Below are 15,242 nucleotides of genomic sequence, written 5' to 3'. Positions count from 1 at the left end.
CTTCCCCCAAAAATGCGGATAATTTAGGCATCGGTGCGACATCGCGTGAGGGGAAAACCCGAAAAGTTCTTTAAGATTTCAAAAATTGAAGAGGTATTATGAGCCAAAAGGTTATACACCCGATGGATAAGTTTCAGCGTCAGGTGCATTCCCTAGTGAAGTCTGACATTGTTAAGCCTGAAGATAGCCTGTGGAAAATAGCACTGCTATTTGGGGATAAGTGGAAGTATTGGAAAGCAGAACTGATTGAATTCGGTTTTTCCATGCAAGATCCGATTAGTGAACTGTTGGCTGTTGATGTTTGGGATGAAGAATAAAACTCTGTGAAGCGTTAACATTTTGGTAAGCATTTAGCGAGGGCATCAGCCAAGTCTGTCGCGGTCTGATAGCGATCGCGAGGGGTATATTTAGTTACCCGTTTAATTACCTCGCGTAAGTCCGGGGTAATAGTGGGAATGCGATCGAGATCAAATCCGTATTCTTGGTCTTGTTTCCCGATATAATTTAGGGGACTCTCACCAGTCAATAGAAATATCAAAGTCGCACCGATCGCATATAAATCCGACTGAGTGAGTGGCTGTCCCCTATCTTGTTCTGGTGCGCTATAACCTTCCGCACCAATACGGGTTCCTGGGGGGGTACCAATTTCCTTAACCGCGCCAAAATCGAGGACAATAATCCGGCGATCGCGATGGCGCACCATCAGGTTAGCCGGTTTAATATCCCGGTGGATGATAGGGGGTTGTTGGGTATGGAGATAATCCAAAACTTCACAGGCTTGGATCATGTATTTAATCGCCATTGTCGGCGTTAGGGGTCCACCTTGATAAACTTGTTTTTCCAGATCCTGACCGTGAATCATCTCCATAACTAAATACTTTTTACCCCCATCCACAAAAAAGTCATAAAACTTGGGGACTCCCTGATGATTAAGGGATTTAAGAGTTTTAGCCTCCCGTTCAAACAATTCTTGCGCCTTAGCTATCTTAGCCATATCTGCATTCATCTCCTTGAGTACCACCAAAATGGGGATTGGCTTTCCGGAATGAGTCTGAGGCGCATTAGCCTTGCTATTATTGCTATCCCAGGCTAAAGAGGTGGTTCCCATACCTCCCTGACCAAGGGTTCGCAAAATCTGATAAGTTCGGATAGTCCGTTCAATCTTGATTGGCCAGCCGCAGTGAATACAGAATAGACTACCTGGGGGATTACCATCATGACTACAATTAGGCCTATTAATAACCACAGGGGGAGGGGGTGGAGGTTGTTCAATGGCGACCTTCAGTAAGGGTCCACCCTTAGCCAATTCTAATAAAGCGCCATCAGTCAAAAGTCCCTGGGTCGCTAAAATACCATTAACAAAAGTGCCATTAGTTCCCCGGCTATTGAACATCCACCGAGAATTTTGGGTAGTAGCAGATCTTTGTAAATCGAGATGGTATCGAGAAACCAAGGGATCGACAACCACGACGTGATTATCGGGAGCGCGACCAATTTTAACTAAAGGCTCCGTTTGAAACCGCCATTGTTGAATGGGGTTGGTTCGAGTGCCATCAAGTAGGGTCAATGTCAAGATATCGGACATAATTAGAGTTAGTCTCTGTGATGCACTAAGGCTCGTACTGCGATCGCCGTAATATTGTCATGGCCGTTGTGTTCGTTAGCTAAATCAATTAAGCGATCAACTTCCCGATCTAAACTAGCCTGAGAATCAATCAAAGGTTCGATATGAGTGTGACAATAGGTTTCGACTAAATCATTATCTGTCAACCCATCAGAAGCCAGCAGTAGCAAAGTATCCTCAGTGATATCCCAAAATCTGACATCTGGTTTTAAATACTTGCTATCTCTAGGTCCCAAGGCTTGGGTAAGTTGATAAGCGTCAGGACGGGTGTAGGCGATTTCTGGGTCTACACCCCTAGCAATTTCCCGCTGTCCGACTTCGTGATCAACAGTCATTTGTCGCAAACCTTGACTGCGGGTAAAACTGTAAAGGCGACTATCTCCCACATGAGCGATCGCTACCTGAGTATTAGCTACAATCACTAATACCAAAGTAGTTCCCATGCGACCACTACCAGAACGAGTCCCCTGCATATTAACCCTATAGATAGCCTCATTAGTCTCAGCGATCGCATTTAAGATTAATTGTTCCGAGGGTAAACTATCACTATCAGCCCAGTGAGTCTGAAAATATTCTTTCAGGCTATGTACAGCCATGCGACTAGCCACCTCTCCCCCCGCGTGTCCACCCATACCATCACTTATGATATATAAACCACGAGCATAGAGAGTCTGACTACCGGGGATTTCCTGACGATCTAACAAAGTTTGCATCCCAAAGGAGTCCTCATTTTGCGATCGCTCTTTTCCCACGTCTGTACGACCACAAGCCTGTAAATCCAACAACTGAGGCAACCTAGGAACCGTTGGTGCATCTCCAATTTGCCCTGAAGATCCTGTAATCGGCACATCTGTCTGTAGACGAGTTACAGACGATCGCTGAGGTTCTGTTGTCGGTTGCTCTGGTGGTGTCAGTTCTGCCATAATTTCATCTAACTTTAAGCGTAATTGTTCAACCCCTTCCAATTTGCCCTCCCGTAGATCCCGCAACATTTGGGTAATCGAACCCATCAAAGTCCGTCCAGATAATTGAAATAGACTTTGCCAAAGTTGTCCCAAATCCCCCAAAGTCGGCAATTTTTCCGGGTCATCAGCATAAAGTTGTTTAATAAATAAACTGCCGGGATCAGTGCCAGAAATTGCCAAATTATCCAACCGCAATAAACTTTGGCGATAGTCACCAGGCTCCAGAACTTCCCAGAGTTGCGCCATCTGTTGTAACCAAGCCACAATTTGTTGAAGTGGAGTCTGGATATCGTGCCACTTTTGTTCAAAATCCGGCAAATCCGAACAATCTGGCAACAACACGATCGCCTGAGAGTCTTCTTCCCAGGCATCATGGACCTTGGGAAAATGTTGGGGGTAGCTATAGTATAAATTCCAATACACTTGCGCCGCCGGAATTACCAAAGCCGACCTATTTTTGGGATCATCAGGAGTCAACAGCAAAGCCTCCAGGGGAGAGACCTGCAAAGGTTTACAATCCAACACCGGGACCCTTGACATTTCCCCCAACTGTAAACTCACTCGGGGTTCTAGCAGTTTATATCGTCCTTGGGAATCCAAATAAACCGGTTTATCCACCACAGTAGCTTCTTCAGACGTATCAACTTCAGCCAGAGAAGTCGAGGGGGGGGATAATTCCGTATCCGTCGAGAGCAAATCCCGATCTCCGATCTGTTCAGTATTAGACATCTGCAATAATCCCCCCACCTCCTCCTCATCCTCATCAGAGAGTGACACAGCCATAGAATCATCGCCTACCGTCTCCAAAACCGAATCCGTATCATAGTCCTGAGCTAACATCAGACTAGACTCTGTTGATGTCACCTCAGCACCAGATAGAGTAGTGATCACATCCCAATTCGAGGAAATCTGATCCTGAACGCCATCAACTCCACCCATGAGGTGATCAAAGTTATCTGTAGCCGCCAAGTTTGGGGGTATTTCTTGGGGGGGCGATTCCTGATATGGCTTCTGGCAAAATATAACCGCCTGCCACACCTTCCCAGTTTTAGCCCCACAGTTCCAACAATCGAGCTGATCAAGAGAAACTTGGCAGCTACACTGAGGACAAGACCTATAGGTTAAAGATGTGCCACAGCTTTGGCAAAATTTATGATGGTCTGGGTTTTCAAACTGACATTGGGGACAAACAAGCATTTTTGGGGTTCCCCGTAGCGATTATTTCCATTTTGACATATTCCCGACACTAACCTGAAAGTTAGCGCCGGATTTTTCCGACCCTCGCTAAGTTCAGCAGAAGTGGGTTGGCGACCCTAAATCAGGCTCCTTGATTAGATTCTAACTCAAACCAGGCTCTGAGAACTTCTGCAACCGTCCAGGCTTGAGCAAAACATCCGCGCGGAGACATGGGGGGATCGCCGTCAAAAATTTCGCTGAGGGTGCCGAGTCCATGAGCATTGAGGTGATCTGCCATGGGTGCTAAAAATGACTGTGCTTGAGAAGCATCCCCATAGACGTGAAAATGAGCCAATGCAAAGGGGCCTAGTAGCCATCCCCAAACAGTTCCCTGATGATAGGCTCCATCCCGTTGTAACACATCACCACCATAGACACCCTGATATTTCGCATCTTCCGGCGACAGACTGCGAAGACCATAAGATGTTAGCAGTTTCTGGCTACAGATATCTACTACCTGACGTTGCTGTGGCGGGGTGAGTAGGCAACTATAGCCGACTTTCCCTAATTGAGGCAGAGATATCGCGAAAATTTGATTGGGTCGCAGGGAGCGATCGTCTCCGTCGGGAGTGTCCAGAACATCATAACAGTAGCCTGCCTGTTGATTCCAGAATCGGGAGAAGCCTTGGGCGGTTTTTTTTGCCCAGGTTTCATAGTCCTGACTGGGTTTATCTAATATTTTGGCAATGCGGATCATTACCTGTAGGGCATGGTACCACAGGGCATTAACTTCGATGGGTTTACCGACTCGTGGTGTGACTACCCAATCGCCTACTTTGGCATCCATCCAGGTTAGTTGTGAACCGGGTTCTCCTGCATAGAGTAGTCCGTCTTCTGGATCAACTTTGATATTATAGCGGGTCCCTTGATGATGCCAATGGATGATGGAATCTAAGACCGGGAAAAGTTCTGCTAATAAGTTAATATCTAGGGTGTGGTCGAAATAGGCGCGGATGGCTTCAAAATACCATAGGGTGGCATCAACGGTGTTATAGTCGGGGGTGTCTCCTACTTCTGGGAATCGGTTAGGCAACATTCCGCGATCGACATAATGGGAAAAGGTTTGTAAAATCGTGCGAGCAATATCTGCGCGTCCGGTGGATAGGGTTAAACCGGGTAGCGAGATCATCGTGTCTCGTCCCCAATCTCCAAACCAAGGATAACCTGCAATTATGGTTTTTCCTGGGGTTCCGTCGCTGAGAGTGCGATCGACTATAAACTGATCTGCAGCTAGTATCAGTTGAGTTATCCAATCTGGTGTCTGTGGTGGGGGTGACTTATACTCCAATAAGATGCCGTCTTTTTGGCGCTTTGCCTCTAACTCCGTCATAATATCCAGATTGGGAGGCGCTTTGGTGCTGGCAACCACAGTTAGCGCGCTACCCGGTGTCAGAGTTGTATGTAAAGTACAAGCATGGAGGTGGTCTTCCGTCCAGTCCATCCCTCGGTAACGTTCTATTGCCAAATCATATCCATAGTACCAAGGATTACCCGGCGTAGAAATCATTACCTCTTCTTCCCCACTTCCCTGGGTGAACAGATATAGCGGGTTAGTATCAGGGAATAATCGAATCTCTACCCCTTGTGATCTGGATTTAATATCCATCTGACAGTTATTCCCATGATTGGCATGAGTATTGTAGTGGTGATCCCGATGATTGACCATCGCTTTGAGCGACAAACTTATCGCTTTTGTAGCCCGGAGTAAGGTATATTGGACATAGGTTGTATTTTCACCTGGTTTCATCCATATTCGTTTTTCTAGCAAAGCATCTCCACAAGCAAAGTCCCACACGGGAATAGTCCCCTCTAGTCTAAAGTGTTGAATATGCTTGAAACCTTCGGGATCTACTTTGCCATCAGCCCACCTATTTGTATAAATTGGAAAAAATTGCTCATCATAGCTCACTGTTTCATCTAACTTGGTTAATAACAGGGTTCGATTGAGAGGAGGATTTAAAGCCGCTATCATTAATCCATGATAACGGCGGGTCAACAGTCCGCTGACCGTCCCCGCACCATAACCCCCAATACCATTAGTGATTAACCACTCTCGACATTCACTTGAGTTAAGATAATTGCAAATTTCTCGACCAAATGCTAAAACCATGTTCTATCTTGAATTTCTGTGGTGTAGATTACTTAAATGTATTATAATCTATCTTTAAATAAAAATTAAATTAATTCAGATGCCAACGACATGAGTAATCATCTAACTTACCCGGACCAGATCTGGTCTAGGGGTTAGGAAAAAAATAATCATCTGGTTTTTTCCTCATTTCAATTCTTGGTATTCATGAAATGTATGTATAATATCGGTAGTTTCTCCGTTGATAAGCACCCTGTAAAATTCGTAAGTTTTTGTAATTCTCAAGTTTTCGGTTTTTAACGTTATGTAATTATCAATATTATGGGGGATGTATGCAGGAGAATTCAAGCCTAAAAACACAATACATAAAATCCTCAATTATCAATGGCTCTGCCATCGGATTACTATTGATTAGTACAGTTATTGCTATCCTGAGTTTACTGCCTCTATATAACCGCCTTAAAAACAATCAGGAAAAACAACTGATTTTTGAGAGCCAAAATAGTGCATCAATTATTAATAAATTGATTGATGAATATTTAGATAAATCATTAAAAATAAGTCAAAAACCAGGCATTGGTAGAACCATTAATGCTGAGGTACTAACCGATATTTCTCCGCAAGCCCTAGAAAATACCCGCGAAATGTGGCAAGATTTATTGGGGGATTATCTGACGGGAATTGCCTATATAAATGAGCAAAAAACGGTAATTTTAGCAGTAGGTCAATCCATACCAATAGAATTTTTAAATAAGCATAAAATTTCTACGGTAACAGGAGATATTATCGGTCCCTTTGAAATTGATAATATTCCCCATATTATGATTGAGAATCATGGGGAATTTAACGGCAGCCATTTATTTTTATTTAATTTATCACATCTGCGCCAAAAAATCAGACAAAAAGCCACTTTTTATCATTCAAATTACTTAGAATTGGCGATTTTAAATAATCATGAATTGAAGCCTATTTTGATTGACTATAATCAACCAAATCAGGTAATATCGGCACTGAGTCAACAAACGGATCTTTTAGAAATTATCAAAAGAAATTACCAACGCGGAAATCAAACGGGGGGGCTATGGTGTAATTCCTGTGATGCTTTCATCGCCTATAGTCCGATTCGCAATTTGGAAGCATCATTAATTCTGGGTGAAAAGAAACGGCAACTCTACAGCCCAGTTTATCGCCATATTTTACTATTATCGGGAACGATGATGCTATTTATTATGGTGGGAACTGCTTGTTTAGTGCTAACCATACGTCCCCTTACCAATCAAATTAGCCAAGAAATCTTAGAACGCCATAAAGCGGAGGCGGAATTAATTAAAGAAAAAAACTTTACCCAAACCTTACTAGAAGCTAATCCGGCTTTTTTTATAGTCCTAGATGTGGAAGGAAAAGTCAAATTCATGAATCCCTCGATGCTGAATACTCTAGGCTATAAGCAAGAGGAAGTGGAAGGGATGAACTACAGCGCCACATTTGTGCCGAAGGAAGAGGGAAAATCAGCGCCCTGGGTATTTGAATTAATGATTAATCGTCGCCTCCCCATACGCACGGAAGAAACTATGATCACGAAAGACGATCGCGAGATTATTGTAGAATGGTATGGTCGTGCGGTTTTTAATAAAGAAACAGATGAATATGAATATTTTGTGGGGGCTGGTTTAGATATTACCGATCGCAAACGCGCCGATGAAGAACTCCAACTACTTCAACAAATTACCCACGCTGTCAGTATCTCGGTAGATTTTGACTCAGCTTTAGCAGTGGCTTTAGATCTTCTTTGTCAAACTACCAACTGGGAATTTGGAGAAGCATGGATTCCTAACCATGAACAAACTCATCTGGAATATAGTTTAGTTAGCTATCAAGAAAAACCAGATTTCGCGGGTTTTTATGAACAGAGTAAAAAGTTTTTACTGGGTGTAAATGATGGTTTAGCCGGGAGGGTATGGGCTGGTCAAGAACCGGAATGGGATCGAGATATTTCTGAGGAATCTCAGGCTAATTTTTCCCGCTATTCTCTGATTAAACAATATGGGTTTAAAGCTGGGTTGGGTGTGCCGATTTTAGCAGATAATCGGGTGTTGGCGGTGTTAGTGTTTTTGATGTCAATGCCGCGCGAACAAGATAATCGCTTAGTTAAACTGGTGTCTTCGGTGGCTATGCAATTGGGTTCGGTATTTCAACGGAAGCAAGCAGAGGAGAAATATCGAGATATTTTTGAAAATGCTTTAGAGGGAATTTTTCAAATTGACCTACAAGGAAAATATATTAGTGCTAACCCGGCTTTAGCTAGAATCTTGGGCTATGACTCTCAACAACAACTGTTGGTTATGGGTAGCCAAATTAAGAATGTTTATGCTGACACGGAAAACTATAATAGGTTTATTAATCTTCTACAAACTCGGGGTTCAGTTTCTAATTTTGAAGCCCAAGTTTATCGGCGGGATGGTGAAGCAATTTGGATCTGGCAAAATGCGCGGGCTATTTATAGCGATCGCCATAATCGTGTGCTTTACTATGAAGGGTCAATTATGGAAATTACCCACCTGAAAGAAACGGAAGCTAAACTGCGTCATAGCGCCTCTCACGATTCTCTTACCGATTTATGGAATCGGGCATTTTTCCTAAATAAATTAGATGATTCTATTAGAAAGTGTAAGACCCTAGATAATTATCAATTTGCGATTTTATTTTTAGACCTGGATGGGTTCCAATTTATTAATGATAGCCTCGGACACGCCATCGGCGACCAACTGCTAATCGAGATTAGTAAGCGGCTTACAGATTCTGTGGATTCACATATCCTCGCACGATTGGGAGGGGATGAGTTCACGATTTTATTAGAAAATATTAGGGATATTCAAGAGGCGATCGATGTGGCGGAAAGGATTCAGGAATCCTTAAAATTTCCGATATTCCTCGAAAAAAATCAGATTTTTACGGGTGCGAGTATTGGTATTGTTGAGGGTAACTCTAATTATGAAAGTTCTCCAGAGGTATTAAGAGATGCAGATACGGCCATGTATCGCGCTAAAAGGCAAGGAAAAGGCTGTTATGTGGTTTTTGACTCGACGATGCGAACTAATGCTCTACGGCGCTTATACCTGCAAACCCAGCTACGTTTAGCGTTACAAGAACAACAGTTTGAGCTGAACTATCAACCTATTATTGAACTATCGACGGGGACTATTGCAGGATTTGAGGCTTTATTGCGTTGGGACCACCCCCAAGAGGGTTTGATATCCCCGGCTGAGTTTATCCCGATCGCTGAGGAAGCGGGTTTAATTGTTGATATTGGGGAATGGGTATTGCGACAGGCTTGTTTTCAGTTAAGCGAATGGAAAGAGAAATTTGCGGTTTATTCTAATTTGATGATGAGTGTTAACCTGTCTTCTCAGCAATTTACTAATGATTTAAGTCGGCGCATTAGCAAGATTTTAGTTGAGACGGGGGTGGCGGGTTCGGAGTTAAAATTGGAGATTACAGAAACGGCGATTATGAATGACCCGGAATTAGCGATCGCCACTTTACAACAACTCAAACAACAACAAATCAAAATTTGTATTGATGACTTTGGTACAGGTTACTGTTCGTTGGGTTATCTGCATAAATTCCCAGTAGATATCCTCAAAATTGACCGCTCATTTGTTAGTCAAATTCCCGAAGGTGAGGATAAGCGGGAAATTGTCCGGGTCATTGTGGCTTTGGCTGAAAGTCTGAAGATGGATGCGATCGCGGAAGGTATTGAAACCGCCGAACAACTCCACCATTTACAACAATTTAAGTGTAAATATGGACAGGGTTATTTTTTCTTCCGTCCCCTCAATTGTCAAGCGGTAGAAGCATTATTAAACCATGCTCAAAGGGGATTACCACTACCTACCCAATTTTAAGCAAATTTTAAGAATTTGACCGCCAATAGCGATCGCGTATCTGTTCCTGAATCTGATTTAACTGTGGTTGAGATAAAGCCATATTCTCAGCTTGTAACCAATTAATTAAATCCCCCACTAAAGGAACCCCCAAACCTAAATCTTGGAGTTGTTGACTTTGACTAAAAACGGCTTCTGGTGTACCTTGAAAAGCCAGTTTTCCCCTATCAAGTACCAAAACCCAATCCGCCCAGGCTTCGACAAAATCCAAATTATGAGTAGCGATAACCACAGTAGTTCCTCGCTGTTGAATCTGATTTAATAAGCAGTGAAAATTAGTAACTTGATAAGAGTCAAGATAAGCGGTAGGTTCATCCAAAAATAATAGTTGTGGCTGCAACACCATTATATCAGCAATTGACACCCTTTTTTTCTGCCCCAAACTCAGATAATTAATCGGGAAATCCGCCAAACCCACTAAATCAAATTCAGCCAAAATTTGGCGCACCCGTTGAGCAATTTCTGAGGTAGATAAACCCAAATTACACAAGCCATAGGAAATATCTTCTGACACGGTAGTTGCTACTAACTGCTGTTCAGGATTTTGGAACACTAAACCCACCTTTTGGCGCAATTGATTCAACCATCGCCGTTTATATTGTAGCGGTTGACCTCGCCAACTAATCACCCCGGACTGAGGACGATATAACCCATTAGCTAATCGAAATAAGGTAGTTTTTCCGCAGCCATTACGTCCAATGACAGCATAACGCTGATATCTACCAAATTGACAAGTGATATTTTCCAGAGTTGGCTGCTGACTACCGGGGTAAGTATACTGAACATTATCAAATTCTAGTAACTCAAATTCCGAGGACATAAAACCATCCAATAATCACCAATAATAGTAGACAACCACAACATCCTTCCCAGGTATATCGAGGGTTGGATTGATGGCGAGAAACCGACCAAACCCGCAACTCTCCGTTAAACCCCCGCGCGGTTAATCCTAAACAAATTTGTCGATAATTTTCTAGGGTTTGTTGGAGTAGTTGACTGGTGACAATTCCTAAACTGCGGATTGTAGTTTTCCAGTCACCATAACCGATACGAACCTGTTGAGCGATTAATAATTGACTAGCGGTTTCAGTTAACATAAAAATAAACCGATACATTAACATTAATAGTTCTGTGATTAAACTGGGACAGCCAATCTTACGGAAAATTCTAATGATTTCGACGAGGGGGGTAGTGAGTAAAAGAAAATACATACAGGAGCTTAAAACTAGGGAGCGAGTTAGTAGAAAACCAGCTTGTTGCATTCCTTGATTACTGAAATATATCAAGATATTACCTAGGTTAAATTCCCAGATAATATCAGTTTTAATTAATTCAATATTAGCTGAATTAACCACCCCCAATAGTAAGGCGGGAATGCTAGTTAACCAAAAACTGAAGGGGATGGCTTGCAATTTCAGATAAATTCCTAGGGGAATTTTAGCGTAAATCACGACCCAAATTGTCACCCAAATGGTGATCAATATTTGCAGGAGGGGGGGAGCCGCCAAACTGAGACAAAACAGGATGGCGGCAAAGGCTAACTTATGTTCTGAGGGTAAATACCTTAACCGATTGGTATAGGCGATCGCATCAATTTGATGGTACATTTAGGATGAGCGATTTTTGCCTTGTTTACGGCCTTTATATAAGCCAATCACATAGCCGACGATACCCGCACCAATAGCAGCTTGAGAAACAAATAACAGGCTCTCAATTTCGCCACTGGGAACTTCTAAGATAGGTTCAAACCAGGGTTGATAATTCGGTTGAATTTCGCCGATGAGATTTTCGGCTTGTTCATCGGCTCCCTCATAGTCTCCTCGGATAAAAATTAGCGGCGTTACCGATAAAATAACGACGGCTAAAATCATCCACAAATTGCCATTTTTTACAGCTTTATCAGAAGTTGGTGTCATGATTTTACTTAGCTATTAGCTTTCCCAATTTTCAAGGTTTGCAGTTCTTCTGAGGCGTAGGACTCTAACCAATTCCAAACTACCATAGTTAATAGTCCCTCACTAATTGATAGGGGAATTTGAGTGACTGCAAAAATCCCCGCAAATTTGATAAAGGAAGCCATAACCCCCCCAGAAGCAGCCGGAAAAGCTACGGCTAACTGTATGGAGGTAATTAAATAAGTGGCTAAACTTCCCAAGGCTGCTGCGAAGAAAATACCTAACTTTTGTTGGTTAAATTGGCAGAATAGTTGATAAATGCCATAGGCAACCCAAGGGCCGACAATCGCCATAGAAAATACATTAGCTCCCAAGGTAGTTAAACCGCCGTGAGCGAGTAATACGGCTTGGAAAAGTAGGACTAAACTGCCTAAAACTGTCATCACTGAAGGTCCGAATAAAACCACTCCTAATCCGGTTCCGGTGGGGTGAGAACAACTCCCTGTAACTGAGGGGATTTTTAGAGCTGACAGGACAAAAGTAAAGGCTCCTGCTAGGGCAATTAATAGCTTTAGTTCGGGGTTGTTTCGGGTAATTTTGGTGAGTTTTTGAAAACCAATAACCCAGAAAGGGATGATTAACACCCACCAAAAAATTGACCAGGTAATAGGTAAAAAACCTTCCATAATGTGCATTGCTTGAGCTGGAGTGGCTGCACCTATTACCAAATAAAATGTTAACCCAATCATGGCGATTAGGTGTATCATTCGATGATTTTTGCTCATCTGTACCTCGCAGATTTGTGAGTGAGAAATAACTATAGGCGGGCATCCTGACTCACAGATGGGGTGGACAAATTAGCCGGAAATCTGATTACAGTTGCGGGACAGCGCCGGATTTACACCGAACTTTCCCCATTACTCCTAGTGGCTGTTCCCCACTAGAACCTATAGTTGGCGCTATTGTATCATGTGTAGGTCAACAGTGAACCGAGCTGGCAAATATTTAATTAAGTTTGCTCTCGCCTGGCCCAATATTGTTGGACGGCTTGGACGTTATACCAATTTAAAAAAATTCGAGAAATTTCTAAGGCTAATTGAGGCTGACCACGATTAATTAACCACTGTAAAAAATGCGCCATTGTCCGTTCATTGAGTTGACCTCTTAGGGATAAAATGCCCCAGAGTATCCGATGCAAAATGGTCATTTGAATCATCATTTTGACTGACCAGGTAGGATGTTTTTGATAGAAAACTACCCCCATTCTGCCTCTTTGTTTTTCTTTTTCAATTAGGGCGGGTATTTGGTCTAAGCTAAAGGGTGGATGCCAATGATATCCGACGGCGGCGGGGCATTTGATTAATTTTAAGCCTAATTTTTTGAGCCTAACTCCTAGTTCCAGGTCTTCCCAACCATAAAGCTGAAATTGAGGGTCAAATAATCCGGCTTCGATTAGCCAATGGCGGGCGATCGCCACATTTCCGGTGGCAAAATAAGCGGCAGAAAAATCGGTGATTTTATAGGGTTCTGTGGTGGGATTTTCAAAATTGCAGGTATTCACAACTCGACCATAGGTAAAGATGCGATCGCTTTTTTGAGAGTTGGCAATTAAGGCGGTAGCGTGAGCGGCAAGAAAGCTATCAGTTACCACCAAATCACTATCGATAAAAACAATCAGATCTCCCCTCGCCTGTTCAACTCCCAAATTTCGCGCCGCCGCTGGTCCCTGGTGGTCTTGCTGGTAGATGCGAAGATGGGGAAATTCGAGGGTGTTAGTTCCCAACCATTCCACAGTCCCATCAGTGGAACCATCATCGACTAACACCACCTCATAGCCAGTCACGGCGGCGCTATAGGTTTGATTTTCCAATGCTCTCAGACACTTCTGTAAAATCGGCAAACGGTTATAGGTAGGGATAACAACGCTAAAAAACATATATTTTCTGGGACAGTTGGCGATGCTCTGCAACTATAACCTAATTGTTACAGCCTTACTTTTCAATGGTGGCGATTGGGGTGATAATGAAATGTTTGTTGATCTAGGAGCTTTGGTAGATTATGGGTCGCGCTGAAAAAGCTGTACTTGCCTACTCTGGTGGTGTAGATACCTCTGTCTGTATTCCTTATCTCAAAAATGAGTTTGGGGTAGCTGAAGTAATTACTGTGGCGGTTGACTTGGGACAAGGTGATGAACTAGGACCAGTGAAACAAAAGGCCCTCGACTCTGGCGCGAGTGAGTCTTTAGTGATTGATGTACAACAGCGATTTGTACAGGAGTTTGCTTTTCCGGCTATTCAAGCTAATGCTTTGTATGAGAACCGCTACCCCCTGGCTACGGCTTTAGCACGTCCTTTGATTGCTCAGGTTTTGGTGGAAGTTGCCGAAAAATACGGAGCAGATGCGATCGCTCACGGTTGCACGGGAAAAGGCAATGATCAGGTCCGCTTTGATGTGTCTATCGGCGCTCTCAACCCTAATATTAAGATTTTAGCTCCGGCTAGGGAATGGGGTATGAGTCGGGAAGAGACGATCGCTTATGGGGAAAAATTTGGCATTTCCTTCCCCGTTAAAAAGTCTTCCCCCTACAGTCTCGATCGCAACTTGCTTGGTATGGCGATCGAAGCTGGACCTCTGGAAGACCCCTGGGTTGAACCCCCAGAGGATGTCTATGGGATGACTAAAGCGATCGCTGATACTCCTGACCAGCCAGAATATTTAGAAATTGGCTTTCAATCTGGCATTCCTGTTAGCCTCAATGGGGAAGCACTCAATGGCGTTGACCTCATCTCTCGCTTAAATGCGATCGCCGGAAACCACGGTATCGGACGCATTGATATGATCGAGAATCGTTTGGTAGGTATTAAATCTCGGGAAGTTTACGAATCCCCTGCCATGGTTGTACTCATTCAGGCTCACCGAGATCTTGAAAGTCTGGTTCTCACTTCTGATGTCACCCGCTATAAACGCGGCATTGAGGAAACCTATAGCCAAATTGTCTATAATGGCCTCTGGTTTAGTCCCCTCAAAGGTGCGATCGATGCCTTTATCAAACAAACTCAAGAACGGGTCAGCGGCACTGTACGGGTCAAACTGTTTAAAGGCAATTGCAACATTGTCGGTCGCCAGTCTGACAAATCCCTCTACAGCCTTGACCTGGCTACTTACGGTTCTGAAGATGTATTTGACCACAAAGCCGCCGAAGGATTTATCTATGTTTGGGGTCTTCCCACTCGCGTTTGGTCCGAAAAAATCAGAGAGTAAGATTTAATTGTCAATTATTGGGGCGGGTTCTACAGTTAAGTCAGCACCCCCGGCTGAAGCACGGGGGCTTCGTGCCCCCCGCTTTCAGGTAGCTGACCAGCTTAAGCCTTAACTGGCTACGTTCAGAGCAAGAGTTAAAGTTCCTACCCTGGAATGCGTGCTAGTTCCAGGCCCTAGAACCAAATCGTTAAACAGTTCTAAGGGGTTAAGACAGTGCGATTTGGAAAG

The 15,242-nt window shown here is 43.4% G+C and carries 11 protein-coding genes and 1 riboswitch; of the genes, 3 read left to right on the top strand and 8 right to left on the bottom strand.

Annotated elements, in window-relative coordinates; genetic code table 11:
• Nucleotides 1-98 precede the first annotated feature (98 nt).
• Entirely contained in the window at nucleotides 99-317 is a 219-nt protein-coding gene (locus NLZ44_RS20205) for a DUF4327 family protein (protein ID WP_006618883.1), read from the top strand.
• A gap of 14 nt (nucleotides 318-331) precedes the next feature.
• Here the strand turns inward: NLZ44_RS20205 and NLZ44_RS20200 are convergent, their stop codons facing one another.
• From NLZ44_RS20200 to NLZ44_RS20190, 3 genes are all read right to left on the bottom strand, one after another.
• Nucleotides 332-1,585: a protein kinase domain-containing protein gene (locus NLZ44_RS20200; protein WP_493750944.1), complete on the bottom strand. Its 1,254-nt coding sequence runs from the start codon at nucleotides 1,583-1,585 to the stop codon at nucleotides 332-334.
• 8 nt (nucleotides 1,586-1,593) lie between these two features.
• Nucleotides 1,594-3,786 (bottom strand): serine/threonine phosphatase, encoded by a 2,193-nt coding sequence (locus tag NLZ44_RS20195; protein WP_493750943.1) that lies wholly within the window; start codon nucleotides 3,784-3,786, stop codon nucleotides 1,594-1,596.
• 121 nt (nucleotides 3,787-3,907) lie between these two features.
• A complete protein-coding gene (locus tag NLZ44_RS20190) occupies nucleotides 3,908-5,935 on the bottom strand; it encodes an amylo-alpha-1,6-glucosidase (RefSeq protein ID WP_493750942.1) in 2,028 nt (675 codons plus the stop codon).
• A gap of 311 nt (nucleotides 5,936-6,246) precedes the next feature.
• Here NLZ44_RS20190 and NLZ44_RS20185 point away from each other — a divergent pair, with 311 nt between their 5' ends.
• Nucleotides 6,247-9,819: a sensor domain-containing protein gene (locus NLZ44_RS20185; protein WP_493750941.1), complete on the top strand. Its 3,573-nt coding sequence runs from the start codon at nucleotides 6,247-6,249 to the stop codon at nucleotides 9,817-9,819.
• Between the two features lie 7 nt (nucleotides 9,820-9,826).
• Here NLZ44_RS20185 and NLZ44_RS20180 read toward each other — a convergent pair whose 3' ends face one another.
• The 5 genes from NLZ44_RS20180 to NLZ44_RS20160 all read right to left on the bottom strand — a co-directional run bounded on the left by NLZ44_RS20180 (nucleotide 9,827) and on the right by NLZ44_RS20160 (nucleotide 13,689).
• Entirely contained in the window at nucleotides 9,827-10,678 is an 852-nt protein-coding gene (locus NLZ44_RS20180; protein ID WP_493750940.1) for an energy-coupling factor ABC transporter ATP-binding protein, read from the bottom strand.
• On the bottom strand, nucleotides 10,662-11,465 hold the full coding sequence (gene cbiQ / locus NLZ44_RS20175; RefSeq protein ID WP_493750939.1) for a cobalt ECF transporter T component CbiQ: 804 nt from the start codon (nucleotides 11,463-11,465) through the stop codon (nucleotides 10,662-10,664). Before cbiQ ends, NLZ44_RS20180 begins: the two co-directional genes overlap by 17 nt.
• Nucleotides 11,466-11,774: an energy-coupling factor ABC transporter substrate-binding protein gene (locus tag NLZ44_RS20170; RefSeq protein ID WP_008050789.1), complete on the bottom strand. Its 309-nt coding sequence runs from the start codon at nucleotides 11,772-11,774 to the stop codon at nucleotides 11,466-11,468.
• Between the two features lie 8 nt (nucleotides 11,775-11,782).
• Nucleotides 11,783-12,538 (bottom strand): energy-coupling factor ABC transporter permease, encoded by a 756-nt coding sequence (locus NLZ44_RS20165; protein ID WP_008050788.1) that lies wholly within the window; start codon nucleotides 12,536-12,538, stop codon nucleotides 11,783-11,785.
• A gap of 20 nt (nucleotides 12,539-12,558) precedes the next feature.
• Nucleotides 12,559-12,719: riboswitch (cobalamin riboswitch) on the bottom strand.
• 43 nt (nucleotides 12,720-12,762) lie between these two features.
• Complete coding sequence (locus NLZ44_RS20160) at nucleotides 12,763-13,689, bottom strand: glycosyltransferase family 2 protein (RefSeq protein WP_493750938.1); 927 nt, start codon at nucleotides 13,687-13,689, stop codon at nucleotides 12,763-12,765.
• A 122-nt stretch (nucleotides 13,690-13,811) separates the two neighbouring features.
• Here NLZ44_RS20160 and NLZ44_RS20155 point away from each other — a divergent pair, with 122 nt between their 5' ends.
• On the top strand, nucleotides 13,812-15,014 hold the full coding sequence (locus tag NLZ44_RS20155) for an argininosuccinate synthase (protein ID WP_006625671.1): 1,203 nt from the start codon (nucleotides 13,812-13,814) through the stop codon (nucleotides 15,012-15,014).
• Nucleotides 15,015-15,242 lie beyond the last annotated feature (228 nt).

Source organism: Arthrospira sp. PCC 9901 (genome assembly GCF_059013425.1).
Note: the sequence above shows the minus strand (reverse complement) of the source record. Positions and strands in the feature narration are given on the sequence as shown.

Bases quoted from the DNA above. Each gene is read 5' to 3' on its own strand.
- cbiQ (WP_493750939.1), bottom strand. From the start codon at position 11,465: ATGTACCATCAAATTGATGCGATCGCCTATACCAATCGGTTAAGGTAT.
- NLZ44_RS20200 (WP_493750944.1), bottom strand. From the start codon at position 1,585: ATGTCCGATATCTTGACATTGACCCTACTTGATGGCACTCGAACCAAC.
- NLZ44_RS20170 (WP_008050789.1), bottom strand. From the start codon at position 11,774: ATGACACCAACTTCTGATAAAGCTGTAAAAAATGGCAATTTGTGGATG.
- NLZ44_RS20185 (WP_493750941.1), top strand. From the start codon at position 6,247: ATGCAGGAGAATTCAAGCCTAAAAACACAATACATAAAATCCTCAATT.
- NLZ44_RS20205 (WP_006618883.1), top strand. From the start codon at position 99: ATGAGCCAAAAGGTTATACACCCGATGGATAAGTTTCAGCGTCAGGTG.
- NLZ44_RS20165 (WP_008050788.1), bottom strand. From the start codon at position 12,538: ATGAGCAAAAATCATCGAATGATACACCTAATCGCCATGATTGGGTTA.
- NLZ44_RS20190 (WP_493750942.1), bottom strand. From the start codon at position 5,935: ATGGTTTTAGCATTTGGTCGAGAAATTTGCAATTATCTTAACTCAAGT.
- NLZ44_RS20195 (WP_493750943.1), bottom strand. From the start codon at position 3,786: ATGCTTGTTTGTCCCCAATGTCAGTTTGAAAACCCAGACCATCATAAA.
- NLZ44_RS20180 (WP_493750940.1), bottom strand. From the start codon at position 10,678: ATGTCCTCGGAATTTGAGTTACTAGAATTTGATAATGTTCAGTATACT.
- NLZ44_RS20155 (WP_006625671.1), top strand. From the start codon at position 13,812: ATGGGTCGCGCTGAAAAAGCTGTACTTGCCTACTCTGGTGGTGTAGAT.
- NLZ44_RS20160 (WP_493750938.1), bottom strand. From the start codon at position 13,689: ATGTTTTTTAGCGTTGTTATCCCTACCTATAACCGTTTGCCGATTTTA.